The sequence below is a fragment of the Arcticibacter svalbardensis MN12-7 genome (genome assembly GCF_000403135.1).
In the GTDB taxonomy this organism is placed as follows: Bacteria; Bacteroidota; Bacteroidia; order Sphingobacteriales; family Sphingobacteriaceae; genus Arcticibacter; species Arcticibacter svalbardensis.
The window spans coordinates 1-26,839 of the sequence record NZ_AQPN01000023.1 but is presented as its reverse complement, the minus strand read 5'-3'; the positions used below and the strand labels follow the sequence as shown (position 1 = coordinate 26,839).

Genomic DNA, 26,839 nt, shown 5'->3' with positions numbered 1-26,839 from the left:
TTTTGCGGAATGTTAGAAATCTTACGCAAATGGATCTAATCGGGAGCGCATGGTAGCTCGTACAAGCTGTTTAAGTATAACCATTTGGCCTAAATGATAATGAATGTGTTCGCAACTCCCCTGCAAATGTTTATAGGCTGATGAATATCCAGGAAGTATTGGAGATGTTAAAAGGGTTTCATCTAAACCGATTATTGCTGTTGCAAGCTCATGAGCTGAATGAACATTATCTTCTTTGAGCAAATCCCACTCTTTTTCTGTTTGAATAGCTGACATATCAAAACCATTTGTATCCGGCACTACTACATCAATTCCATTCATCCTTTGTACCATTACGCGGTTCCAATAAGTTAAATGATGGAGCAATGTAGCAATGGTATTGGTAGATGCGGCAGTTGTACTATTTGCTTCTTCTACAGAAATATCTTGTACAGTGGTTTTTATGTTGACCTCTGTCCAGTTGTCTCCCTCTTGTACATCAATGATGTTTTGCGCAATTAACTCTGTTATTTTCATAATAAGTATTGACTATAAAATGCCCTTTTTTATATTTAACTAGTTCTTCATTTCATGATCACCCAGACCTTATACTATTGCTTAATTAAACTAACATAAATATTTTAAATGTAACATAAAAGCAGTTAATGACCTAATCATCAAACATTTAAAAGAATCATATAATTAAGCTTACTAATTTGTATTTTTTTAAACAATAACCTCTTTTAATCATTGTAATTTAGAAATTTCGCTGTAAAGTTTTAAATTTTCAATACTAAGCTGAGAGAATATTATGGATAAAGATTGGTTTTATACCAGCGTACAGTTTCAGGATTTCTTTAAAAAATCCAATCAATCTTTAATCCTCAAAGTGGAGTTACCGCACTTTAAGGTGCTTGCCGTTAGTGATCATTACCTTGATCTTTTGCACATCAGCAGAAGTAAAATTTTAAACCTTGACATCTTTAACGTTTTCCCGGGTAGTCAGGTTGACCCCTCTGAAAAGGAGAAAGTAATCAGTTCCTTTATGCGGGTAATTAAAAATAAGGTAATGGATGAGATGCCTGTGTTTAAATATGAAATAGTGGTAGATGAAACCGGATTACCAGAAACTTTTTATTGGTCTAATGTCAATGAGCCTATCCTGGATGAAGAAGGTAATGTGGCTTACCTGATTAACACCACTGCTAATATTAGCACACAGGTACTTCAGGAACAAATTCTGCAAAAATCTATACAATATGAAGCAGCTTTGGTGCGGGAACAAACTATGAATGAAGAACTAATGTCCTCAAATGAACAGTTATATGCTACCAATCAGGAGCTTCAGCAAACTCAAGATAAGTTGCATTTACTAAATAAGGAGTTGGAAGAACGAGTGGCAAGCCGGACCAAAGCTTTATCAATCAGTGAAGCCAGGGCACGTTATATGCTTGCTGATGCACCTGTTGGTATTGCTGTACTGACCCGATCAGAACTCATTGTGGAATCTGCAAATGACAAAATGCTGGAGTTTTGGGGCAAAGATAAAACGATTCTTGGTAAGCCTCTTCATATTGCCATTCCTGAAATTGAAAAGCAGTCATTCCTTGATGTTCTTCATAACGTTTTTACTAGTGGTCAACCTTACTCTGCACAAGAAACACAGATTAATTTTGAAAGACAAGGTATGCTTGTTGAAAATTTTTACACCTTCGTTTACCATCCCCTTAAAAACGAATCGGGTGCTACAGAAAGCATTATGATTGTAGCTAATGAAGTTTCGGAGCAGGTTAGGGCAAGACAGCATCTGGAACAGATTATAGAAGAGAAAAATACACTGGAAATAACCCTAATGGAAAACCAACAACGTTTGCAAAGTATTCTGGATACCATGGCAGAGGGTGTAGGTATTGTAGATGTGCAGGGTAAAATGGTTTATGCAAATCTGATGGCACAAAAAATATTAGGTATTGATACGAATGATATTAATAACCTAACATTTATAAGTGATTCAAAGTGGCAAAATTTGCGAATAGATGGATCACCATTACCTGAAGCGGACCACCCTATGGCTGTTATGATGTCCACAGGAATGCCTATTTATGATCAGGAAATTGCGGTGCAACCAATAGGTCGCGAACGGTTTTATATTTCCATTAATGCAGCTCCACTTTTAGATCAGGATGGTAACCTGACCGGAGGCATTGGTACATTTATGGATGTAACCAATCGAAGGAAACTGATACAGCAAAAAGATGAGTTCATTAGCATTGCGAGCCATGAATTAAAGACGCCTGTAACCAGCTTAAAGGCCTCTTTACAACTAATGGACAGGATGAAGGAAAATCCTTCTCCTGCAATATTGAGAAATTTAATCATTCAATCGAATAGGAGTCTGGAAAAACTAAATAACCTGGTAAGTGATCTTCTTAACGTAAACCGCATTGCCCAAGGGCAGTTGCAGTTAAATAGAACAAGGTTTTCGTTGGCCCAGATGATCAATGATTGCTGTAATCATGTGCGTACTGCAGGAACGCATGAAATCTCCTTAGAGGGGGATATTAATGTGGAGATTTATGCGGACGAACATCAGCTGGACCAGGTTCTTATTAATTTTGTAAATAATGCAGTCAAATATGCACCTGACTCCAAACATATTAGAATTGTAATAGAGAAAAAAGAGGCATTTGTAAAAGTTTCCGTAATAGACAATGGGCCAGGCATTTCACCAGAAATGATTCCTCATATATTTAACCGTTATTACCGTGCTGATTATAGTGGCGTCCAGTTTTCAGGCTTAGGCCTAGGCCTGTACATTAATTCAGAAATTATTAATAAACATGGCGGGGACATTGGCGTAAACAGTGATATTGGCCAAGGCAGTACCTTTTGGTTCACACTGCCGCTTGATTAATTCCAACTATTTATAAACGAATTAAGCTTTTGTCCATGTAAAAATGGTTACATCTCCTGGGGAAAAGGTTATGACTTCGTTTTCAAAATGAATAAAACTATTCACACTTTGCTATAAAGTATACTAATTTTAGAAATAATGGTGGTTAAAGGTCGGCTAATTCTATCCATACAGGAGCATGATCACTTGATTTTTCCCATCCCCTAACATCACGATTTACACCTGCAGCAAGAAGACGGCTATCTAAATCAGGACTAAGTAGAAAATGATCAATGCGTAAACCTGCATCACGTCCATAGGCATTACGAAAGTAATCCCAAAAGGTATAAATCGTCTCATTTGGATAGATCTTTCTAATGGCGTCAGTCCATCCCTGTTCGACAAGTGTTTTAAATGCCTGACGAACTTCTGGTCTAAAGAGGGCATCATCAATCCAACGTTCCGGTTTATATACATCAAGTTCAGTTGGCATCACATTATAATCTCCAGCCAACACTACAGGCATTCCATATTTCAGGAGTGTTGTTGCATGGGCTTGCAACCGTTCAAACCAGCGTAGCTTATATTCAAGTTTGGGTCCGGGTGCAGGATTTCCGTTAGGTAAATATAAACAACCAATTACAATACCATTAACAAATGCCTCAATATAACGGCTTTGCTCGTCGTCAGGATCACCTGGAAGTCCTCGTTTAGTTTCTTTAATTTCAGTATTATGTGCAAGAATAGCCACTCCATTCCAGCTTTTTTGTCCATGCCAGATTGCATTATATCCTGCTGCCTGAAGGGATTCAACAGGAAACTTCTCCTGAGGTGCTTTTAATTCCTGTAGACAAACTATATCAGGAGCTGTTTCTTCAAGCCAGCGCAAAAGTACTGGTAAGCGTCCGTTAACTCCATTTACATTGTAAGTAGCTATCTTCATGTTCAAATATAAAATATTATCAATTAACATGAAAAATCAAGTTAATTGATGTGAAATATTGCCAAATATGTAGGTATACAAAACATCAAATCACTACACTACCTCGAAAGTAACACGGTGTTAAAACCAGCGATAAGTTTATATAATAAATTGGGATTCCAAAAGATAAGTGGACGTTCAACACCTTACGAACGATGTAACATTCAAATGGCCATAAAGCTAAAATAACCTCTTTAATATTGTAAAATTAATTAACGTCCCAAATTAAGCATTATTGGTAATACGTACGCTACTCGAACAGGCATTCCATGTTGCAAACCAGGTTGCCAGTCAGGCGATTCTCTCAACAGTCTAAGTGCTTCTTCCCCTGTCCCTAATCCAATATCTTTTAACAAAACTATATCTGTCAGGCTTCCATCTTTTTGAACAACAAAAGACAATAATAATCTTCCTTGTACACCTGCCTTCCTAGCCAGTGGTGGATATACATAGTTTTTCCCTACATAGGCATAGAAACTACGCATTCCCCCTCTATATTCAGGCATAGCTTCCACTTTATCATATTTATGCTCTGATCCATCTGCCCATAGAGCAACACCTTCAGTGAATACTCCTTGCGCATAATTTTCTGTATATGACCCACTTGAACACCTACCTTTCCATTCAGCATTCTTTAAACCATTTTTATAATACCCTTCATCTCCAAAGTTTTTAGCATTATATTGTTTTAAATAGCCGTCCCCGCTTTTTATCATCTGTACTCCTGTGGAGTCAAAATAATCTATAAGTTTAAAAAAGGAAACTTGAGTTAACGAGCCAGGCACTTTACTATTTGCCCCTTCATCATACGTTCCTGATTGTTTAAGCTGACCATTTTCATAATATTCGAATGAGTTACCTTTTAACTTTCCATTGACGTAGTTAAAGATTTCGTTTGTCTTACCATTTTTATAATAAGAAACCAGTTCACCTTGATAAATAAGTTTTGGTTGATATTGGGAAACATATCCAACCGTCTTTTTTGTTTTATCCGGATAGTATTCATAAAGACTAAAGTTAGCTGATCCGGAATCCGGCACTTGTATTACCCTAATAAAAGCTGCACTGTCAAGATGTTTGACTTCCTGCCCTTTTTTGTTGATGTAATAGGTAATTTTTTCATTTTGAGCATGACAAGCCAAGCTTATAAAAAGCAGAAAATACAGGGAAATCTTCATGATAAGGTTATGATTATTTTCAAGCCAAAGATGTTCAATGATTTCAATATTTACAAATTTTAAATCGTATTACTTAACAGCGTTATATATTACTTATTTAGTCACATATAAAAGGGGTAAGCTATTCAAATAATTATATGTTTCTAAGATTGTTAATCATAGATTAGCACTCTAAACCTAGCAGGATGAAACCAATTATAATATCGTTTATCTTTACTTTTTTCATGTCGTTCGCTTGCCAGGCTCAGGGCTTTCATTTTGAAAAAGGACCAATGAGTATAGTTTTAGAAAAGGCTAGATTAAGCGGAAAACCTATACTGATCTTTCTTGATGGGCCGGTCATCACTAAAAAGAGCGAGCAATACAAACAGCGCAGTGTATTATATCAAACCAAAGTTGCCGAGGTTTTTCATGATAACTTTATTTGTTATCGCGCAGCTATGGGGAGTAAAGAATCCACTCAATTGCAGAAACAGTATGAGTCAGCTATTTTCCCCAGCTTTTTATTTCTAAACAGTGAAGGGAAACTGGTACACCGGAGTGCCGGATTTATGGACAAGGCAGAGCAATATATCAAACTCGTTGATTACGTTACAACCCTATTAAAATCAGGAAATAATATCGCTGATTACCAAACACGATATGAATCAGGAGATAAATCGGAACGACTTTTAAGCGCTTATATCTCCGCTAAAATCCATTTAGGTTTTATAGACAATGCTGATCTTATTGATTATTATGTCGAGTCAATCAAGCTTAAAGACATTAACACCTATAATAAAATGCTTTTTATACTACAGGCTGGACCTGCTGTAGATAGCAGAGCAATGAAAGTGACTTATTTGTACCAATCTCTCCGTGACAGTATCTACAAAACCCAACCCATGGACATGAAAATAACGATCAATAGAAGAATTATTAAAAATTCTTTTGATAGAGCGATTGCTAAAAAAGATGCAGATCTTGCCTATAAAGCAGGAAATTTCGCACAAAGCACCTATGATCGGGACTATAATAGGGGCCAATGGGTGAAACAAAGTAATATGCTTAATTTCTATAAAGGGATAAAGGATAGTAGCACTTATTTGAGGCAGGCTGTTTACTTTTATGACAATTATTATATGTCCATCAGCATAGATTCGGCTAAGCGGCTGCAACAAAAGCAGCTGGATTTGGCAAAAAGCAGACAGGAGAAAATAGCTTCAAAAAGTAAAAATGCTAAAAACACCTGCCTAATTTGCATGATCAAACCGACAGCAAACGGAACTGCCACCACATTGAATAACGCTGCGTGGGATTTTTATGTATCAGGAACAACAAATGAAGACCACCTCTTAAAAGCAATCTTATGGTGTAGACGTTCGCTGGCCATAGAACCCACATACTATACTTATGATACCTATGCCCATCTGCTATATCGCTTAAACATGTATAAAGAAGCAAAATACATGCAAAGTAAAGCCATATTAATAGCTAAAGAAAAGAAGTTAAACCCTACCAAAATAAAAGATTTAATCAAAACTCTGAATGGTATTAAAACGCCTAACATATAGCGTGTGTATTATTTGTTTAAGTAACCTGCCCACTTTTATACTCACAATGAGTGAAATTGAATAAAAACTGCACATGTTGCTAATATTAATTTATTCCTATTAGTCGGCAGACCTGACTCTTTCGTAACCGATGAGCCTCCGTATGTCGGCAAGTGTCAAGTATAGCCTGTGATGGCATGTGCTTTGAACATCAGTATACAAATTAGAACAAATGAAAAAGTTATTATTTGCATCCCTAATGGGATTATTAAGTTTTGGAAGTTTAAAGTCAGAAGCACAGATAAACCTAAACATTAATCTTTCATCACAACCAGAATGGGGTCCAACTGGCTATAACCATGTAGATTATTATTATTTACCTGATATGGACGTGTATTACTATGTTCCTTCAAGGCAATATATTTATCAGGAAAACAATGATTGGGTTTGGAGAAATAGTCTCCCTGCAAGATATAGAGGTCATGATATGTATAATTCCTACAAAGTAGTGATGAATACCAAAAGGCCGTATCTAAACCATGGAAATCATATTAACAAATACAGCTCTTTCAAAAATAAGAAGGGTGCGCAAAACTCACTTAGAGATCATAGAGGAGATGCAACACCTCAAAGAAATGCAACTCCAGCGGTCAAATCATCCCCTGCTCGTAACAATGCACCAGCTAATCGTCCAAACAACGCACAAAAAGGCAATAGCAAGGACAACGGTAACCGTGGTAAAAAATAGATTTTTCATTAAATAAAGAACCCTGATTATGTTTCACAAGGAAGCATAATCAGGGTTCTTTATTTTTAGGCTTTTTTATACACCAGAAATTTAACTGATATTGAAATAAGAAAATCACGAATACCGAAAACTCTTGTTTTTTGATCAATAGTTTAACACAACAAAAGCTAGGCAAAAATTACCAGCTTCGGATATAGCAGGTCTAAGAATACTGGATCCTTTTATTTTTAGCTATATAAGAGAAAACAATCAGGGTTCCAATCCCAATCATGATCGACACATCTGCCATATTAAAGATTCCCGTTTTAAACAACACGAAATCCATATGCAGGAAATCAGTTACCGAGCCATATAACATCCGATCGTATAGATTACCGATGCCTCCCCCTATCACAAAGCAGATGCCGATCACAATAGGTCTCTTCATACTAGTTCGTGTTAAAACAATGTACAAACCGATACCAAGAGCAATTAACGGAATTAATGACAATACAATAAACCGAACTACAAAAGGGAGAGAATCGCCCACACTTAAAAAAGCACCTGAATTTTCTATTTTAGTAAGTGTTAGAAAACGTGTTATCAATGTTATGTTTTCGTTATAATCAACTTCTTCGCGTACTATAGTCTTTGAAATCTGGTCGCAACCAATATTACATGCGATAATCAGCACTATCATTAAATTTCGTATCCCTTTTTTCAGCCTCATCTCTATTTTTAACTTTGATCGTTGAGCTTATTTAAAAACTCATCCGTAAAATGCTCCTTATGCTTATCTTGAGCGAACTTGTCCGCATTATAATCAGCAGATTTCCCTCTAGGTATAGACAACGAAAGCCAGCTTTCATTACAAGCCATTTTGCCAATAAATACAATCTGCCCAATATGATAAGGGTAATGAGCCAATTGCCTGTTTATTGCTTCTATAACGGTATGACCCATGTTTCTAATATACACCTCATGTTCTAAATCAGAATCGTTGAGCGAATCTAGTGTATTAAATAAACACAACCAGCCTTCGTTCCATTTAACTAACAGTTCCTCACGACTTTAAATATCATTATCGAACTCTGATTCCCTATGTCGCCAGCTCTTTTCACCATCAGAACTCATGAAGTTAGTCCAGCGCGACAGCATATTTCCGCACAAATGTTTTACAATCATGGCGATGCTGTTACTTTCTGAATGGTATTGCCAAAAAAGCTGTTCATCTGAAAGCTGACTGAACGTTTTATCACCCAGCATCTTATAATAAGCAAATTGCTTTTTAACACTGTCCAAATAATCCAATTCCATAACAAATTATAATTTTGATGATTCTCACAAAACTCCCTTACCTAAATATAGATGTTTAACACTGCCCAAATAATTCAATTCCATAACAAATTCAAATTCAGTCATCCTCGCATACACCCTTACCCAAAAAGGAATGTTTCATTAAATTTCAACACTATTTACATCATCCATTTCGGCAGCAAATTGATTCTCACAAAACTCCCTTACCTAAATATAGATGTTTCATTAAATATAAATTTTCTTTTTTTAGATTTGCAGCAACATGAAGCGTACAAAAATTAAAGACATCCTCAATACCACTGACTTTGGTCAGGAAATTAACATTCAAGGTTGGGTCAGAACTTTTAGAAACAATCAGTTCATAGCTATAAATGATGGATCATCTATAAATAATGTACAAGTGGTTGTAGATTTCCTCAATACAGATGATGCATTATTAAAGCGCGTTACTACAGGTGCTGCAGTTTCTGTAACAGGAACCTTAGTAGAATCCCTGGGTAAAGGCCAACGTGTGGAGCTTAAAGTGAAAACACTTGAAATCCTAGGCGACAGCGATCCAGAGAAATATCCCCTTCAACCTAAAAAACACAGTCTGGAGTTTCTTCGCGAAATTGCACATCTGCGTTTCCGCACCACAACCTTCAATGCTGTTTTCAAAATCAGACATGCCCTAGCTTTTGCCATTCATAAGTTCTTTAATGATAAGGGCTTTGTTTACATGCATACCCCCATCATTACCGGTTCCGATGCAGAAGGCGCAGGTGAAATGTTTCGCGTTTCAACTATCGACTTTGACAAGGTACCCCGCAATGACGATGGTACCGTAAATTATAAAGAAGACTTTTTTGGCAAATCCACTAACCTGACCGTATCCGGACAACTTGAAGGCGAACTTGCCGCTATGGCATTTGGAGAGATCTATACCTTCGGGCCCACCTTCCGTGCAGAAAATTCCAATACCACCCGTCACCTTGCAGAATTCTGGATGATAGAGCCCGAAATGGCATTCTGTAACTTGCAGGACAATATGGACATGGCAGAAGAACTGTTAAAATATGTAGTCCGTTATGCTTTAGACCACTGTGGTGATGAACTTGAATTTTTAAGTACACGTCTGCTGGAAGAGGAAAAGCAAAAACCTGCAAACGATCGTTCTGAACTCGACTTGGTTACCAAACTAAATTTCTGTTTAGACAACGACTTTGTGCGCATCACCTATACAGAAGCAATAGAAATATTAAAAAACTCCAAACCCAATCAGAAAAAACAGTTTAAATACCTGATTGACGAATGGGGAGCAGATCTGCAATCCGAACACGAACGTTTCCTGGTTGAAAAACACTTTAAGAAACCCGTTATCCTAACAGATTACCCTGCCGACATCAAATCATTCTACATGCGCCAGAATGAACCCGATGAAACAGGTCGCAGAACAGTAGCCGCAATGGACATCTTATTTCCAGGGATAGGTGAAATTGTCGGTGGATCGCAAAGAGAAGAACGCTTAGACAAACTAGAACAAAGGATGTACGAAATGCATATCCCTGTAGAAGAGATGTCCTGGTTCCTTGATACACGTCGTTTCGGTTCAGCTCCACATGCAGGTTTCGGACTTGGATTCGAACGTTTAGTTCTTTTTGTTACCGGAATGACCAACATCCGTGATGTTATCGCCTTCCCTAGAACACCGAATAATGCCGAGTTTTAAAATTATCACATGAATCAAAAGGCCTGTATTTAAACAATTCGGGCCTTTTTGCATTATATATAAGATGAGTATGCTATTAAAAATATATCCAGAGAACCCTAATCCAAAAGCTATTGAACAAGTAGTTGAAGTGCTTAAAAATGGAGGATTAATTATTTACCCCACTGATACCATTTACGGATTAGGTTGCGACATTACCAATCATAAAGCAATTGAAAAAATCTGTCAGATCAGGGGAATTAAATTAGATAAAGCAAATTTCTCATTTGTCTGCTACGACCTTCAAAATATTGCGGAATACATCAAACCCATTGATACGGCCACTTTCCGTATGTTAAAAAAGACACTGCCCGGGCCATTTACATTTGTATTTAACGCATCGCATAAGGTGCCCAAAATGTTAAGTTCTAAAAAGAAAACAGTAGGTATCCGTGTTCCTGACAATGACATTGCCCGTGAAATAGTTAAACTTTTAGGCAATCCTATTATCTCCACCTCTATCCGGGATGACGATGATATCCTTGAATATTCAACCGATCCTGAATTGATTTACGAAAAGTATCAGGATCAGGTAGACATCGTAATTGATGGGGGTTATGGAGAGAATGTGGCATCCACAGTGGTTGATTGTACAACAGATGAATTCACTATACTTCGTGAGGGAAAAGGCAAGCTGGATGAGCTAATTTAGTAAAACCGTATATTTGCGGGATGCTCCGAAAAATTAATCTGGATACATTTAAAGAATTCTTAAGATCAGGACAAATCGGAGGAGTGATCTTACTGATCTCTGTTGTCATCTCTTTATTGATCGCGAACAGCTCTTTATTTGAAGGATTCGCAAGTCTGCTTCACTACGAAATCGGCTTCAATACCCCAAACATAGAACTCAAATATTCCACCGAATTATGGATAAATGATGGCTTAATGGCTATATTTTTTCTATTAGTAGGTCTGGAAATAAAAAGAGAAATAGTAGAAGGCGAATTATCCTCGGTAAAAAAAGCCGCAATGCCTGTATTTGCCGCATTGGGAGGCATGCTGGTTCCCGCTTTAATTTATTTCCTAATTAATAGAGGCACTCTTACAGCAAGCGGTTGGGGAATCCCCATGGCCACAGATATTGCTTTTGCACTCGCTGTGATCTCCATGCTTGGCAAATCAGTTCCCGCTTCTCTTAAAATATTCCTTGCCGCCCTTGCTATAGTTGATGATTTAGGTGCAATCCTCGTAATCGCTATCTTTTATACTGGTAATGTACATGTAGATCAGCTCCTTTACGCTGCAGGCATTCTTGCTTTATTGGTTCTATTTAACAGATTTGGGGTAAAAAGCCTGGTATTCTATCTCATTCCGGGACTATTTTTATGGTATTTTATCCATCATTCTGGCATACACGCTACCATAGCAGGGGTATTGCTTGCTTTTACTATACCTACCAATAATTCTGATGCGTGTTCTCCTTTGGAGAAATTAGAACATTTCTTAGCAAAACCTGTAAATATGATCATCATGCCTATTTTTGCACTTGCCAATACCCTTATACATTTTGAAAAAGGTATGGTAGAAGGTTTGGGAAGTTCACTCGGCTTAGGAATAATTATAGGTCTTGTGGTAGGAAAAACGGTAGGCATATTTTCTTTTTCCTGGTTGTCCGTTAAATTAAAATGGGCTCAGCTTCCCTCTGGGGCACGGTGGCCTCATATATTAGGACTAGGAATGTTAGGAGGCATAGGTTTTACTATGTCTGTATTTATCGCCTTGTTATCCTTTAATGATGTTTATTTTCAATCAGAGGCTAAATTCTCCATCCTGATCGCTTCATTCTTTGCTGGTGTTGGCGGATATTTGATCCTGGTGAGTGTAAATGAGAAAAAAAGGACTAAAGCTTAACAATAATCTTACAATAGAACAGTTTAAAGCAATGTATTTAATTGTGTTCATCATGAAAACTCGCTCCAACAGCATAATGTCGCTTGTTCTTATCCGTATTCTTCATTTAGATCGCCTGGTTAGATGGTTCAACAAATAGGTTAAAAACCAAATTATACAATCCCAAAGGGCTAAAACTTAGATAAAAAACTTTAAAAACAAACTAATTGCCAGTCTGTTAGAAAAGTAAAAAAAATCTATCTATGAAAAATCTAAGTTTATCAATTTCGGCTGTAGCCGTTATTTTTACCCTATTTTCCTGCAATAGTGACGCTAAAAAATCCGAAAATGCAGTAGGTTTGGCAGGCACGCCTTCAAGCTATGATGCTTCAACAACCGTACATGACGCTTCTGATACCTCGTCAAACTTCAATACCACATTTGCGGTAAAAGCAGGTGCAGGAGGGATGATGGAAGTCGAATTAGGTACTATAGCTCAACAAAATGCAAAAAGCCCAAGAGTAAAAGGTTTTGGTGCTATGATGGTTAAAGATCATACAAAGGCAAACAAAGAATTAATGGCTTTGGCAACCAGCAAAGGCATTACAATCCCCTCTACGATGCCAGTTGAGATGCAAAATCACATTAACGAAATGAAGAAGATGAAGGGAGCTGATTTCGACAAACATTATATGAGTATGATGACTGACGATCATAAGGAAGACATCGATCTTTTTGAGAAAGCATCAAAAAACGCACCGGATGCAGATATTAAAGCTTTCGCAACGAAAACGCTTCCAGTTTTAAATACACATCTTGATTCTGCAAAAGCAATTAAAGACGCTGTTGACTAATATAATTCAATTTGTTTTTTAATTTAAAAATAATAAACCCTTCAAGTTGCAGCATTTGTTGTCGCTTGAAGGGTTTTTTTATGATTTCAATCCACCCAGCTCCTCAATAATTAAAGCGATTTAATGAATTATTATCCAATATTTTAACACAATAGGGCTATTATAAAGAATCATCACAATCAAGTTCCTCATTTAGAATCAATTTTGTAATTTTGCAAAGTGATTGCAATAAACAACCTTACCTTCGAGATCGGTGCGAGGGCATTATATGACGAAGCGAACTGGCACATCAAGCCAGGTGATAAAACCGGATTAATTGGAGCGAACGGAACAGGGAAAACTACCCTTCTTAAATTAATAGTTGGTGATGCTAAACCAACCAGCGGTACCATCTCGATGTCCAAAGACATTAAGATCGGTTATTTAAACCAGGATTTACTTTCATATCAATCAGATAAAAGCATTTTACACGTAGCAATGGAAGCATTTGCACGTCAAAATCAACTCCATGCTGAAATAGAACTCTTACTCAATAAACTGGAAACAGATTATTCGGAAGAAGTGCTGCATAAACTAAGTGACAAACAGCATGAGTTTGAAAATCTTGATGGATACAGCATTGAATTTAAAGCACACGAAATTCTTGCAGGTTTAGGATTTAGCGAAGACGATCAAAAACGTCAGCTTGCTGAATTCTCCGGAGGCTGGAGAATGCGTGTAATGCTTGCAAAGATATTATTACAGACTCCCGATATTCTTTTATTGGATGAGCCTACGAATCACCTTGACTTACCTTCCATCAAGTGGCTGGAAACCTATTTACTGGCATTCGAAGGATCGATCGTGATCGTATCGCATGACAGGTGGTTTTTAGATAAGGTAATTAACCGTACAGTAGAATCACGCAAGGGAAAACTGACTGTTTACGCCGGTAATTACAGCTTTTATCTGGAAGAAAAATCCTTAAGAGGAGAAATTCAGAAAGGTGAGTTTAAAAACCAACAACAAAAAATCAAACAGGAAGAGCAACTGATCAATCGTTTCCGGGCAAAAGCCAGTAAAGCTAAACTTGCCCAATCGCGCATCAAGATGCTCGATAAAATGGAACGTATTGAAGACGTAGATGATGAGAATCCAAGCGTTAACTTTTCATTCAAGTTCAGCAAGCAATCCGGCCGTCATGTAATCCGTATCGAAGACGTGAGCAAGGCCTACCCTTCCAACGTCATTCTGGATCATACCGATGCTGTGATTGAAAAAGGTGATAAAATTGCCTTAATCGGTGCCAACGGACGTGGTAAATCTACCTTACTACGCATTATCGCAGGTGTTGAACCTTTTGAAGGAGAGTGTATCACCGGACATAACGTAACAGAAACTTTCTTTGCTCAGCATCAGCTGGAATCATTGCATCTCGAAAATGCGATCCTGGAAGAACTGCAAGCTTTTGCACCTAAACATACAGACACTGAACTTCGTTCTATATTAGGAAGTTTCCTTTTTACAGGCGACGACGTATTCAAAAAGATTAAGGTACTATCAGGTGGTGAAAAATCACGTGTAGCACTGGCCAAAGCACTTACTGCCGACGCCAATTTCCTTATTCTGGATGAGCCTACCAATCACCTTGATATGCAATCGGTTAATATCCTGATTCAGGCACTTAACCAATTTGAAGGAACATTTATCGTGGTATCCCATGATAGGTATTTATTGGACAATGTAGCCAATAAGATCTGGTTTATCGAAGATCATAAGATTAAGATCTATCCAGGTACCTATGCGGAATATGAAGAATGGCAATCCAAACGTCCGGCTTATGTACCCAAACCTCAGGCTGTTATTCAGCCTAAAAAGGAAGAAAAGCCTGTCGTAAAAGCTTCTCATGCCCCGGATGAAAAAAGCAAACAGCTTAAAAAGCTGAACCACACTTTACAGCACGTTGAAGAACGAATAGCTGAATTAGAAAAGGAACTTGCTCAGGCAGAGTTAGTTTTGGGTCACGAAGACATTTACCAGGATAAAAAGAAACTGGATGCCGCCAATGCCACCTACCAAACCGTAAAAGCAACGCTTAAAATCACACAGGCGGAATGGGAAAGTCTTGCAGAACAAATCATGGAGCTTGAGTAAGCCACAAAACATATTTTTCAAATTGCCGGGAACTAAGCTTTATGCTATAGTCCTGGCTATTTTGCTTTACAGCAATTTGCAGCTTTGCGCGCAGGAAAAGGTTTTCAGCAACCAGGTATTTAGTGCACAGATTAAAACAGTTCAACTTTATAACAGCTACAAAGAGCAGTCGATGCCCGTTATTACGCTTCATTCCACTGAAGAGTTGCTCCTGAGCTTTGATGATTTACAAGCCGACCATAAAGATTACTATTATACCATTGAACATTGTGATGTCAACTGGCAAAGCAGTGAGCTCTCTCCTATCGACTATCTGGAAAGTTTTAATGAAGACCGGATCACGAATTATTTCAATTCATTAAATACCCTGCAACAGTATACGCATTACGAACTTCTGTTTCCAAATGCAAACATCAATCCTAAAATTGATGGTAATTACATTCTCAAAGTGTACGAAGATGGCGACCCCTCTAAGATTATTATCACCCGTAGATTTTATGTCTTATCCCCGCTTGCTACTCTTACTACCGAGATGGTCGCATCACCGAAGGTAATAAACCGTACTAAAAATCAAAAAATAAACATCACCGTCAATCACGCCCAATTACCTCTTACGAACCCATATACCGACGTTAAGCTGATCGTTAAACAGAATGGCCGTCCCGACCAACAGCAGACTGTTGACCGGCCTGCTATCGTCCGTCAGGACCAGCTGATCTACAATGACCTCAACACATTAGAATTTGAGGGAGGTAATGAATTCCGTAAATTCGACTTCAGGAGCCTGCGGTTACAGACCGAACGGGTAGATCGTATTTACAAAGATTCCGTAAACACGGTACAGCTCCTTCCCGATCTGCCCAATACCAACACCAAATATTCCTACTTATTTGATGAGAACGGCAACTTTTTTATCCGCAATCAAGATGGGCAGGATAATCGTATCGAAGCAGACTATGCCTACGTTACCTTTACGCTGGAATCGACAAAGCCCTCTCCCAAAGTGGACCTGTATCTTGTTGGTCAATTTAATAATTACCAGTTGAGTAGGGAAAACAAACTCACTTATGATGACAGCCGAAACCGATTTTATGGCTCCATCTATTTAAAACAAGGTTTGTACGATTATCAGTATGTATGGGCCAACTCTTCAAATAACGCGGAAACAAATTCCACTCCTCTTGAAGGGTCATTCTTTGAAACAAAAAATGCTTATCAGGCTTTCTTGTATTACCGCCGCCCCGGATCAAGATGGGATCAATTGGTAGGATACCAGGAATTCAATAAATAACAAACTCTATGACAGTTAGCTCCAAGCCCGCAATCAATTCATTCACCGTTATGAATGAGTTAGTATTTCCCAATGATACCAATCCGCTTCATAATCTTATGGGGGGACGATTACTCCATCTGATGGATATTGCAGCGGCAATTTCCGCACAAAAACACTCCAACCATATCGTAGTTACCGCTTCAGTAGATAATGTTTCTTTCAAACATCCCGTAAAATTGGGTGATGTAATCACTATTCAGGCCAAAGTAACCCGATCATTTCATACCTCTATGGAAATTCGGATTGAAGTATTTTCCGAAAATATACAGCCTAATAGCAGGATCAAAAGTAACGAAGCCTATTATACATTTGTAGCGCTTGACGATACCGGCAAAACAACGTTAGTACCAGAAATTATTCCAGAGACTGAAGAAGAAAAACAGCTTTATATTACTGCCCTTTCCCGAAGAGAACTTCGTTTGATCCTGGCAGGAAAGATGAAACCTGAAAATGCGACTCAGCTTAAAGCACTGTTCTTCCCTGAATTATAAGTTTTCGGGACCATATCAGGACTTCCAATCATGAAGCAAACGGCGGATAATGATAATCTGCCCGATATGATACGAAGTATGATCAGCAATTACCATCGCTTCCCGCAACAAAGTTTGACCGTCTCCATAGGGGATCGGTTCTACAAAGTGTAAGGTAGAGTTATTAAGTAATTCAAAAAACTCTAGTCTGTCCGCTCTAATCTGCTCCAGAGAGGAATCCCATTGACTATCCTCAATTTGATTAATAGGATCAGGCCAATACTCATCGGGCCACTTAGGCGAAACATGGTCCGATGATTTGCAAAATTGCAGAATATCCCATTGGGTAATGCGGATATGCTCGGTCAACTGCCAGATGCTGTAAGGCAAATCGTAAGCAATTTTAGTCCGCAATTCAGGAGGAAGACCTTCCACTGATTCTTCGAAAGAAACATGGGCGTTTCCTTTTTTTATTAGTTGAGTAAGTTCTGCAACAATGTCCTTGCTTCTAATATAATCCATACGAAAAATACAGCGATGTCTTTTTAATGTTTTATGAAGTTCAAAAAACAGGGCGTTTTATTAAGAGAGTGAACCCTGATAATCAAATATATACATAAATTTACAGTACGACAATAAGACCAAAAAATTAATCCCCGTTTCCTAATTCAACGATACGGTCAAATTCCTCAGCCTTTAATTGCATTACCGATAAGCGCCCTTGTTTAACCAAACCAATATTCTCCAAACGCGAATCTTTTTTGATCTCTTCCAATGTGACTGCCCTTTTAAGCTTTTCTAAAGGCGCCAGATCGACTACCACCCAATTCGGATCTTCAGTAGTAGGATCCTGATAAAACTCTTTAACCACCTTGGCTATCCCAACAACTTCCTTCCCTTCATTGCTGTGGTAAAAAAGAACCAAATCGCCTTTTTCCATGGCTCTCAGGTTATTTCTTGCCTGATAATTACGCACACCATCCCAAAAGGTGCTGCCATCTTCATTAAATTTATCCCAGCTATATTTATGAGGTTCAGACTTGACGAGCCAATGATTCATTCGTTTCTATGTTTAATTATTTATTTCTGTGTTTAATTCTGGTGAGAGATATTGAAGGCCCTATTTTGAGCACTCTTTCAGATTTTCGCACTAAGCTGTAAAACTAACAAATAGGTTGGAATTCGTTTATATTCGTGAAGAATCATTGCTTATTTAATACAATTGATGGAGGTTGTCTCATGACTCCAGCTTAGCCATCCACCCATTACTTTTGCTATTCCCGAAGTAAGCATTGAAAAAGCAATTGAAAGCGCAAAAAGACTAATGATTAAAGATATAGTTTCAGTAGAAATGGGTTTTTGTTCATTCAACTCCTTGTTTCCTAACAGCGTATACACATTAAAATAGTTTCCCCAGCCGGCAAACCCTAAAAACATGGGTGCAATTATCCATAATAGTAAATGGTCTATTTTCCCAAAAGAATACCAATAATTAGAACCAATTATACAGGTCAAAGAGAAAAAAAGAGAAGACCACTTGCACTGAATCCCCAAAAACATACCTATAAAAAAAACCAAGTTCAAAAAGGTAAGTACATTAAAAAAAATTCTTCCAGGAAAACCATTAAATAAATTGGAAAGACTAATGGTTGGTGGATTAAATAAATAATCGATACTATTTCCTTACCATGAATAGGAAGGAAGCCCCACAAAAACAATCACAATAAGACCGTATAATATTCTATACGCAGATAAATACTCAGGCTTTATATAGTAAGAATCAATTATCGCTTTAATTTTCATTGTTGAAATATATAACAGTTCGGTTTTGGTTAGCAATTACCGGCGGAATTAAATGCCCTTTCTTTACACTGTAATATCTGTTTGCTTTTATAAGTTCTAATCCTATAAAGTCTTGATTTGGATATATCTTCCTTAATTGGCCTATCGCATAACTTATAAAAGCCGACCTTCTTTGTCTTAATAAAGCACTTTTATTATACCCACTTTCTCTTTTTGATATCGTTTTCAAAAAAAAGTTTGCATGATCAGCATATAGATTTGAAAAAAAAGTTTCTTTGGATAATTTAATACTATGGTCTTTATTTGTTAAAGCGTATAATTGAACGTCCGGAAATTTAACCTCATCAACTATTTTAGGCGCATCAGAAAATGCGGGGAAGACTAATGAAGGGTATATGCTCACATACCGATGCAAAACAAAATGAAAACAAAGGGCTATAAAAAAACCCACAAATATATATTCAGACCGAGTTAGTTTTATCATGAAATATTCTTTGTCCTTTAGTGAGCGTATCAATTTTTCTCAAATTATCATTAACATCTACAACATGTGCATTATTAGCAGTCGTAGTTGTACTTACAAGACCAGATAAATTAGTGTCTACTAACAAATTTTCATGTATAAATGCTGTTAGTGCATAATTTCCTTCTTAAATAATGATAATAACAAATTATTATACTAACAAGCAATTGCATATCAATTTACTAATCATTTTGTTAGAATAATGGAAACAGAAGTTAGGTTATGAGAATATATCAGTATCCAACAAGATGGTATGAAAGATGGAATTGTCCAGATGATTTCATTTATTACTATCTTACCAGATCTATCTTCCTCCAAGGTTGTATAGATGTGTTAACCGATGCTAATAACCATGAGGCCATAACAAAAGTTCTCCCTATATCTGATTTAATTTTGTTTCACAGTAACCGGGACAAAAGGACAAATCACTTCTAAAAACAACCTATACCCCGATTAATTCGCAGATTTTAAAAGCTTATTAGGTGATGCTCTTTTACCAGCAGATCAAAGAAAAACATCTGCTTTGTATGATCCTGACGCAAGGGTTGGATTGGAATCTTCAGGTATATTGGGCCCGGTTAGTGTTAACCTATTTAACGATAAATAAAAAGGGTAGATGTTTTTAAAACCGTATTCTTAAAAACACCTACCCTTTATGTTACCTATTATCTTTTAGATTTTCGGCTGTAAGTTTACTCTTATCGATCTGGTAAGGTTTAAAATAAGTAGTACTGGTTTTCATGCAATATAATTTATCCATTTTGAGTTTTGCATTATTACTTCGAACCATAAAATGTTCATCCGATATTCCACTTATTTTTAAGGTTGCAAGCTGATTCACACGGGTATACAAACTTTGCGTAATGGAATTGATATCTGCTTTTGCATTGTCATTTACAAATACCTGAAGATAAGGCAGGTTGAACTCTCCTATTGTTTTAACGTAGGAGTTATTTGAGGCATCTATACGAAAGGGACTTTTTGCATAGACCACCACAGTGACAGGTTCTTTTTCATCGGAATTTATCAGGAGCGATATTCCATTTGTGGTTACCCTAGTTTTGTTAGGATCATAGGTATCTTTTATTACCACGGCCTCTTTATCTCTTTGAATCAAAAATACTTTTACGTTTCCCTTTATAATTATCTTTTTAATAGATGTTTTTTCGGGATTAGCTGCAAATACGTTCGCCAAAAAAGAAATACTGATGATTGCAATAACTACTAATGTTCTTAATAAATTTTTCATTTCTATAATTAAATTTTCAGATTGATTCCCAGTTAGAGGGAAATAGCTATTAAAGATCTTTAGGTTAAAAGACTGTACTTCAGCACTAATAATTAAAATTTCGGGTTTGTGATTTGCTGTCGGTATTTTAGGGCTGAATCATGAATCAGTCCCTCATGAGAGTACCGTCTTTGTAAAATTCTACTTGCTGGGGGCCGATAGCGAAATACTTAATTGGTTATAAAGGGTTGAAAACTTAAGTTGATTAGTTAAAGTTACATCGCTAATTAGCGATGTAAAATAGCTAGTTATAGTCAATTTGCAAGAAATATCGATTGTTCTTTCTTGCAAATATTGATTTGTTTAGGTTTATACCTACTGCCTTTAGTTAATAAAATAACATCAATAAATGATCGAAATGGCACAGTAAATAGCTTTATTTTAACATCAAAATTTCTAACCAATTTGAAAGATGAAATTTGAGATTTCTTTCCTGTTTTTATCCTTAACGATGATAACCCGGACAACGTTTTGGTTAAAGATTCCTTTGGTTAGAAAAGTAACAGTTTACAAAATTAAAGGGCAGGGATGACTCTTTCTTGTACAAAATTTACAACATATTATAGAATGTAATCTTAGGGATTAACAATGCTGTGACAGAGTATTCATAAACAGAATACTTCGGTAGCTTATATTTTACCAGTTAATACTGAATGTTCTGAAGCCTTCAGTTAGAGGAGATAGCAATTCAACTTTAGGAACCGAACCAACATGGGTTTTATATTTCCGAATCATTCCTACCAGAACTCCTCTTTCAAAATCTGCAGGGTAAGGACTTGTACATTCAATTAATGCTTCTTTCAATTCAGCATCGAACTTTGTTATCGTATAATGTCCTACTTCTCCATTACGATGATTCATTTGATAAACAACGTCAACTGCTCTTAAAGTCTGCTCAAGTTCTGTAAATTGAAGCCTGAAAGCGGCTTGTTCAGGAATAGACTTACCTAATGTGAATAAAGTATAGGGTCCATAACTATCAAACAATTCTGAAAAAGCATCAAGCCATTTCTGTTGTGGATACCAACCATCTGGCTGGATATCTTCGAGACCATGGCGTACCAGAAGTTCACGCATTTCGTCTTCATATTTAGGAATACCATATATAAAGCACATTATGGTCTGGCCTACTACCTCAACTTCTTCAGAATATGCTTTAAATTTCCCCATTGAATCCTAAATTATACGGTGCAACAATTAGATTTGTTACACCGTACAGGATATTTTATGGCTGTTTATATTAATGAACTGATTATAAACCCCTATTTTTTTTGAATCAGGCTAATTGCATAACCTCCACCCGGAGCACAATGTTGTGCTAGCTTAGACTTACTGGTTACTTCAACTTTCCGAATCGTATAAGCCTGTGGGTTAGTTTCATAGTGTGCATCCTTAGCATCAGCATAAATAGTGGCTATATACTTTTTACCCTTATCTAAAAATTTGAAGTCGATATTAGACATACGGCCGTTTTCATCACAGGTACTACCAACAAACCAATTATTTGTACCTTTTGCCTTACGTGCAATGGTGATATAATCACCAGGTTCTGCTTCAAGAGCCTTTGATTCATCCCAATCTACGGCTACATCTTCAATGAACTTGAAAGCGTCCAGAAACTTATTGTATGTTTCAGGTAAATCTGCAGCCATTTGCAATGGACTGTACATGGTCACATACAATCCTAACTGGCGTGCTAATGTAGTGTGAACAAAAGATTTATTTGTTGGATTATAAGCACTTACTCTGGTCTCAAAGATTCCCGGAGTATAGTCCATCGGTCCTCCTATCAAACGGGTAAATGGAAGAATTGTGGTATGGTCTGCATTATTACCCCCAAAAGATTCATATTCTGTCCCTCTAGCCGCTTCATTAGCTAAGAGATTAGGGTAGGTGCGACTTAAACCTGTAGGACGAACAGCCTCATGAGCATTTACCATGATTTTATATTCCGCTGCTTTGGTTATTGCATATAGATAATGATTATTCATCCATTGCCCGTAATGGTATTCACCACGGGGAAGTATGTTACCCACATATCCACTTTTAACCGCATTATATCCATTATCCACCATAAACTGATAGGCAGTATCTAAGTGGCGCTCATAATTACGAACAGATCCAGAAGTTTCATGATGCATGATGATCTTGATTCCTTTACTTGCAGCATAGCGGTGTAACTCTTTCACATCAAAATCGGGATAAGGAGTAACAAAGTCGAAGACGTAATCTTTACTTTTCCCAAACCAATCTTCCCATCCTTCGTTCCAACCTTCAACTAAAACGGCATCTAAATGATGAAGAGCCGCAAAATCGATATATTCTTTTACATGTTTGGTATTCGCACCATGTTTACCATGAGGTTTCACTTTAGAGTAATCAGTTACCCCCAATTGTACGGCTGGCAAATCAGTATAAGACCACTGACTCTTTCCAGTAATCATTTCCCACCATACACCAACATATTTAATAGGTTTAATCCAGGATGTATCTTTATACTTCGTTGGTTCATTCAGATTTAATATCAATTTAGACTCTAAAATATCACCTGCCCGATCACTTACCAGAATAGTTCTCCAGGGAGATTGGCAAGGAGCTTGCATATTTCCTTTATCACCAATGGCATCAGGAGTAAGATGAGCTTGCAGTACAAAGTTTTTATCATCCAGATCCAATGACATAGAAGAGTAATCCACTAATGCAGCCTCATGGATATTGATGTACAAACCATCCTTACTTTTCATCATCAGTGGTGTTTGCACCCCAGTTGGCGAAAACGTATGCTGTGAAGCATTAGAAGTAACAGCCGCTTTCATTTTGCCCCTTACTTCCGAAAGATTCGAAGTAACTGTGCTGTATTCCTGGGTATCATAATCACCCGGAAGCCAAAAAGCCTTGTTATCCCCTGATAGCGCAAACTGCGTTTTTTCCTCCTTAATAATAAAGTAGTTCAGGTTGTCCTGCATGGGAAACTCATATCTGAATCCTAAACCATCATTAAACAAACGGAAACGAATTCGAATAAACCGATCTTTTTGAGCTTTTTGAGTCAGGGTAACGGTCAATTCATTATAGTGATTCCTGATGGTCTTTTGTTCTCCCCAAACGGGATTCCATGAAGTGTCTACAGTAGCTGTTTTTGTATCCGATAAGGTAAAGCCATCCACAAATGAGGGAGCATCTTTAACCTCTATACCTAGTGATCCAGGTTTTAAAACAACCTTCTTTTTATAAGTTAGCTGATAATAAGGCACGCCTTCTTTCAACTCAAACTTCATGGAAAGATTTTTATCCGGTGATACAAGTACCTGTGCTTGCACAAGTAACGTCAACATATTAAAAGCTAATCCTAATACTATTATTTTACGCATGGTTTAATTTTATACAGATACAAGTACCTGATCTTTAAGGTTTATTATTTGTATTTCCTAACAATTATTCAATCAACTTAAATGCAAAACTTAATTTTTTATCGCTTGAGTGAGAACCAATAATTAAATGATAATCACCCGGTACCAATCTTAATTCTTTCTTTTCAGTACTCCACTTTTTTAAAGCTTCAACAGGAATCTCTATATTTAATTCCTTTGAACCCGCTTTATTAATAAACACATGGTCGAACTGCCGAAGCTCTTTTAACGGCAACACAGTGTTGGTTTGAGGATATTCAATATAGGCCTGCACTACTTCGGAACCATCCATTAAACCAGTGTTACTTATTTTAATGGTACAGCTAATTTTATCCTTTCCCTTATATTCCTTTTTTGCAGGCTGCTGCTTCCATGTGTATGCAAATGTAGTATAACTTAAACCGTAGCCAAATGGATATAAAGCTTTTCCTTTAAAATACCGGTACGTACGATTATCCATACTATAGTTTTCAAAAGCAGGAAGATCCGCATCTGCCTTATAAAAGGTAACGGGTAAACGGCCTGAAGGATTGTAATCACCAAATAATACATTAGCAATAGCAGTACCAGCAGACTGGCCACCATACCATGCATTGACGATTGCAGGAATATGCTCTGCCTCCCACGGAATTGCAATAGCACTCCCCGTCATCATTACAAATACAACTGGTTTTCCTGTTTCCTGTAATGCCTTCATTAAACGGGTTTGAACACGGGGTAATTGAATAGAAGTCCGGTCACCACCATTAAAACCTTCATAGTCTACTTTCATTTCTTCCCCTTCTAATTGGGGTGAGATTCCACCAACGAACACGATAACATCTGCATCCTTCACCCGATTGACCAATGCCGCAAAATGAGCTTTTTCATTTGAGCCAACTCCACTTGAGTCCTTACCTTCTCCCTCAAAATCATTGGTGAAATTAATAGCAGCTTCATAAGTGACCTCAACCTGATTTCCTACTTTCTCTTTAATCCCTTTTAATGCCGTAACGATATTGGATGGCGTTCCATTGTAATTTCCCAATATAGAAATGGAGTTGTCTGCATTAGGGCCCAACACAGCAATTTTCTTAATATTCTTACTTAAAGGAAGCGTATTGTTTTCATTTTTGAGCAACACAATAGACTCCTGAGCCATTTTTAGAGCATGAGCCTGATGATCTTCACTTTCAATCACGCTTTTAGGTGTTTGAGCATATTGTACCATCGCTACCGGATCAAACATCCCTAAACGAAAACGAATCATAAACAGTCGTCGCACCGACACATCGATCTGACTTTCAGTAATGATTCCCTGTTTAACAGCATCAACCAATGCCAGGTAAGCACTAGTACCACAATCAATATCAGTACCATGAAAAACAGCATCAGCAGATGCACTGGCTGCATCAGGGTGTGTTTTATGATTTTTAAAAAAGTCATCAATAGCCCAGCAATCCGAAGTAACATAGCCCTTAAATTTCCATTGATTCCTAAGAATATCCATCATTAACTGATCACTACCACAACAAGGCTGACCTTTAAAAGCATTATAAGCACACATCACTCCGGCCACACTAGCATTTACTACTAATTCCTTAAAAGCAGGCAAGTAGGTATCCCATAAATCATAATCGCTTGGAGATACGTCAAACACATGGCGTAATGACTCCGGACCACTATGTACGGCATAATGTTTAGCACATGCAGCAGCTTTTAAATACTTGGGATCGTCCCCCTGAAGTCCCTTTACAAAAGACTTTCCTAATGTGCCGGTCAAATAAGGGTCTTCCCCGTATGTTTCCTGTCCCCTTCCCCAACGCGGATCACGAAAGATATTAATATTAGGCGTCCAGTAAGTTAAACCCACATATCGTTCTCCTGCCTTTCCAGATGCAATAGCATCATTATATATTGCTCTGCCTTCTAAAGCGGAATAATCGGCCATCCGATTTAAAGCATCAGGATCAAAGGTGGCAGCCATAGCAATAGCCTGAGGGTAAACCGTAACATGATAAGAGGTACGTGCCACACCATGAAGAACTTCATTCCACCAATTATATGCAGGGATACCTAGCCTGGGAATAGCTGGCGCAGTATTCATCATTTGTGCTACTTTTTCTTCCAGGGTCAACTGACTGACCAAATCTACAGACCTTTCTTCGAAAGATAGGTTTGTTTTTTGAAACTTGTAAGTCTGTTTCTGACCAAATAATAAGGTGTTAAAAAGTATAAATACTAAAATAAATAAAAAAGATTTTCTCATAATTCATCTTATTAACAACAGCGGTTAGCCTGTACAACATAGAAAAGAATTTTCCTGTATATCATCTTTTCTATCAATAAAATTAAGCTAATATAGACCATTCATCGCTTATAATAACCAGATAAAAGATAAGTAAATCTACTAACTCAGTCTAGATCATAATAAGGGTTTTAAATCTTCTAAACAGGTTAAAAAACAGTGAAGAAATCCTTAAACACATGTATTCAATACAAATCTCTTAGAAGAAATTCCTATTTCTCTTTTTTCGAAAAAAACTATCCTCCTATGCCTTAACCCTTCAGCTCTATGTGCCTAATTTATTTCTTTTTATTGACCTCTGTTCTCAATCTACATCCTATATTTGCAATCCTTTATGCCCGAGTGGCGAAATTGGTAAACGTTGCGGCCTCAGAAGCCGTTGGGAGTTTCCCTTGAGAGTTCGAGTCTCTTCTCGGGCACTAAAGTATAAAGGTTAATATGTCCGGGTGGCGAAATTGGTAGACGCACCACCTTGAGGGGGTGGCGCCTGTACGGGTGTGTGAGTTCGAATCTCATCTCGGATACAAAAAAAAGGGTTACACCATCTGCT

General features: G+C 37.4%; 21 protein-coding genes, 2 tRNA genes and 1 pseudogene. 12 read left to right on the top strand and 12 right to left on the bottom strand.

Annotated features, from left to right (window positions below; translation table 11 throughout):
* Positions 1-21 precede the first annotated feature (21 nt).
* Positions 22-516 carry a DinB family protein gene (locus ADIARSV_RS03105; RefSeq protein WP_016193910.1) on the bottom strand — a complete coding sequence of 165 codons (495 nt, stop codon included), beginning with the start codon at positions 514-516 and terminating at the stop codon, positions 22-24.
* Between the two features lie 274 nt (positions 517-790).
* Between ADIARSV_RS03105 and ADIARSV_RS20360 the strand changes: the two genes are divergently transcribed.
* Complete coding sequence (locus ADIARSV_RS20360; RefSeq protein ID WP_016193909.1) at positions 791-2,893, top strand: ATP-binding protein; 2,103 nt, start codon at positions 791-793, stop codon at positions 2,891-2,893.
* A 145-nt stretch (positions 2,894-3,038) separates the two neighbouring features.
* Here the strand turns inward: ADIARSV_RS20360 and xth are convergent, their stop codons facing one another.
* Both xth and ADIARSV_RS22330 read right to left on the bottom strand, forming a co-directional pair.
* Positions 3,039-3,815, bottom strand: a complete 777-nt coding sequence (xth, locus tag ADIARSV_RS03095) for an exodeoxyribonuclease III (RefSeq protein WP_040298937.1) — start codon at positions 3,813-3,815, stop codon at positions 3,039-3,041.
* A gap of 251 nt (positions 3,816-4,066) precedes the next feature.
* A complete protein-coding gene (locus ADIARSV_RS22330; protein ID WP_052016936.1) occupies positions 4,067-5,032 on the bottom strand; it encodes an energy transducer TonB in 966 nt (321 codons plus the stop codon).
* Between the two features lie 185 nt (positions 5,033-5,217).
* On the opposite strand from ADIARSV_RS22330, the gene ADIARSV_RS03085 reads away from it, so the two are divergent.
* Positions 5,218-6,585, top strand: a complete 1,368-nt coding sequence (locus tag ADIARSV_RS03085) for a hypothetical protein (RefSeq protein WP_016193906.1) — start codon at positions 5,218-5,220, stop codon at positions 6,583-6,585.
* 211 nt (positions 6,586-6,796) lie between these two features.
* Complete coding sequence (locus ADIARSV_RS03080) at positions 6,797-7,312, top strand: hypothetical protein (RefSeq protein WP_052016935.1); 516 nt, start codon at positions 6,797-6,799, stop codon at positions 7,310-7,312.
* A gap of 202 nt (positions 7,313-7,514) precedes the next feature.
* Here ADIARSV_RS03080 and lspA read toward each other — a convergent pair whose 3' ends face one another.
* Positions 7,515-8,021, bottom strand: coding sequence for a signal peptidase II (lspA, locus tag ADIARSV_RS03075; protein WP_016193904.1), 507 nt, complete (start codon positions 8,019-8,021; stop codon positions 7,515-7,517).
* An 8-nt stretch (positions 8,022-8,029) separates the two neighbouring features.
* Positions 8,030-8,608 (bottom strand): annotated as a pseudogene (locus ADIARSV_RS03070) (DUF1572 family protein).
* Between the two features lie 262 nt (positions 8,609-8,870).
* On the opposite strand from ADIARSV_RS03070, the gene asnS reads away from it, so the two are divergent.
* The 7 genes from asnS to ADIARSV_RS03035 all read left to right on the top strand — a co-directional run bounded on the left by asnS (position 8,871) and on the right by ADIARSV_RS03035 (position 16,999).
* Positions 8,871-10,316 carry an asparagine--tRNA ligase gene (asnS, locus tag ADIARSV_RS03065; protein ID WP_016193901.1) on the top strand — a complete coding sequence of 482 codons (1,446 nt, stop codon included), beginning with the start codon at positions 8,871-8,873 and terminating at the stop codon, positions 10,314-10,316.
* Between the two features lie 70 nt (positions 10,317-10,386).
* A complete protein-coding gene (locus tag ADIARSV_RS03060; protein ID WP_040298928.1) occupies positions 10,387-11,007 on the top strand; it encodes an L-threonylcarbamoyladenylate synthase in 621 nt (206 codons plus the stop codon).
* A gap of 20 nt (positions 11,008-11,027) precedes the next feature.
* A complete protein-coding gene (gene nhaA, locus ADIARSV_RS03055; protein ID WP_016193899.1) occupies positions 11,028-12,209 on the top strand; it encodes a Na+/H+ antiporter NhaA in 1,182 nt (393 codons plus the stop codon).
* 242 nt (positions 12,210-12,451) lie between these two features.
* Positions 12,452-13,042 (top strand): DUF4142 domain-containing protein, encoded by a 591-nt coding sequence (locus tag ADIARSV_RS03050; RefSeq protein WP_016193898.1) that lies wholly within the window; start codon positions 12,452-12,454, stop codon positions 13,040-13,042.
* Between the two features lie 219 nt (positions 13,043-13,261).
* Positions 13,262-15,175: an ABC-F family ATP-binding cassette domain-containing protein gene (locus ADIARSV_RS03045; protein WP_016193897.1), complete on the top strand. Its 1,914-nt coding sequence runs from the start codon at positions 13,262-13,264 to the stop codon at positions 15,173-15,175.
* Positions 15,168-16,466, top strand: a complete 1,299-nt coding sequence (locus ADIARSV_RS03040) for a type IX secretion system plug protein (protein ID WP_235048350.1) — start codon at positions 15,168-15,170, stop codon at positions 16,464-16,466. Before ADIARSV_RS03045 ends, ADIARSV_RS03040 begins: the two co-directional genes overlap by 8 nt.
* An 8-nt stretch (positions 16,467-16,474) precedes the next feature.
* The gene (locus ADIARSV_RS03035) at positions 16,475-16,999 is read left to right on the top strand and encodes an acyl-CoA thioesterase (RefSeq protein ID WP_040298926.1); all 525 of its coding nucleotides are present in this window, start codon (positions 16,475-16,477) and stop codon (positions 16,997-16,999) included.
* A gap of 15 nt (positions 17,000-17,014) precedes the next feature.
* Here ADIARSV_RS03035 and ADIARSV_RS03030 read toward each other — a convergent pair whose 3' ends face one another.
* The 7 genes from ADIARSV_RS03030 to ADIARSV_RS02995 form a co-directional block, all read right to left on the bottom strand.
* Positions 17,015-17,500 (bottom strand): DinB family protein, encoded by a 486-nt coding sequence (locus tag ADIARSV_RS03030; protein WP_016193894.1) that lies wholly within the window; start codon positions 17,498-17,500, stop codon positions 17,015-17,017.
* 127 nt (positions 17,501-17,627) lie between these two features.
* The gene (locus ADIARSV_RS03025) at positions 17,628-18,038 is read right to left on the bottom strand and encodes an EVE domain-containing protein (protein ID WP_016193893.1); all 411 of its coding nucleotides are present in this window, start codon (positions 18,036-18,038) and stop codon (positions 17,628-17,630) included.
* A gap of 149 nt (positions 18,039-18,187) precedes the next feature.
* Positions 18,188-18,415 (bottom strand): hypothetical protein, encoded by a 228-nt coding sequence (locus tag ADIARSV_RS03020; RefSeq protein ID WP_016193892.1) that lies wholly within the window; start codon positions 18,413-18,415, stop codon positions 18,188-18,190.
* A 1,547-nt stretch (positions 18,416-19,962) separates the two neighbouring features.
* The gene (locus ADIARSV_RS03010; RefSeq protein WP_016193887.1) at positions 19,963-20,553 is read right to left on the bottom strand and encodes a GIN domain-containing protein; all 591 of its coding nucleotides are present in this window, start codon (positions 20,551-20,553) and stop codon (positions 19,963-19,965) included.
* A gap of 675 nt (positions 20,554-21,228) precedes the next feature.
* The gene (locus tag ADIARSV_RS03005; protein WP_016193885.1) at positions 21,229-21,762 is read right to left on the bottom strand and encodes a hypothetical protein; all 534 of its coding nucleotides are present in this window, start codon (positions 21,760-21,762) and stop codon (positions 21,229-21,231) included.
* A 92-nt stretch (positions 21,763-21,854) separates the two neighbouring features.
* On the bottom strand, positions 21,855-23,963 hold the full coding sequence (locus ADIARSV_RS03000) for a glycoside hydrolase family 97 protein (protein WP_016193884.1): 2,109 nt from the start codon (positions 23,961-23,963) through the stop codon (positions 21,855-21,857).
* A gap of 64 nt (positions 23,964-24,027) precedes the next feature.
* Positions 24,028-26,250, bottom strand: coding sequence for a glycoside hydrolase family 3 C-terminal domain-containing protein (locus tag ADIARSV_RS02995; protein WP_016193883.1), 2,223 nt, complete (start codon positions 26,248-26,250; stop codon positions 24,028-24,030).
* Positions 26,251-26,625: 375 nt separating this feature from the next.
* Between ADIARSV_RS02995 and ADIARSV_RS02990 the strand changes: the two genes are divergently transcribed.
* Positions 26,626-26,708 (top strand) — tRNA-Leu (locus ADIARSV_RS02990).
* Positions 26,709-26,729: 21 nt separating this feature from the next.
* Positions 26,730-26,813: transfer RNA gene (locus ADIARSV_RS02985), tRNA-Leu, on the top strand.
* Positions 26,814-26,839: the final 26 nt, after the last annotated feature.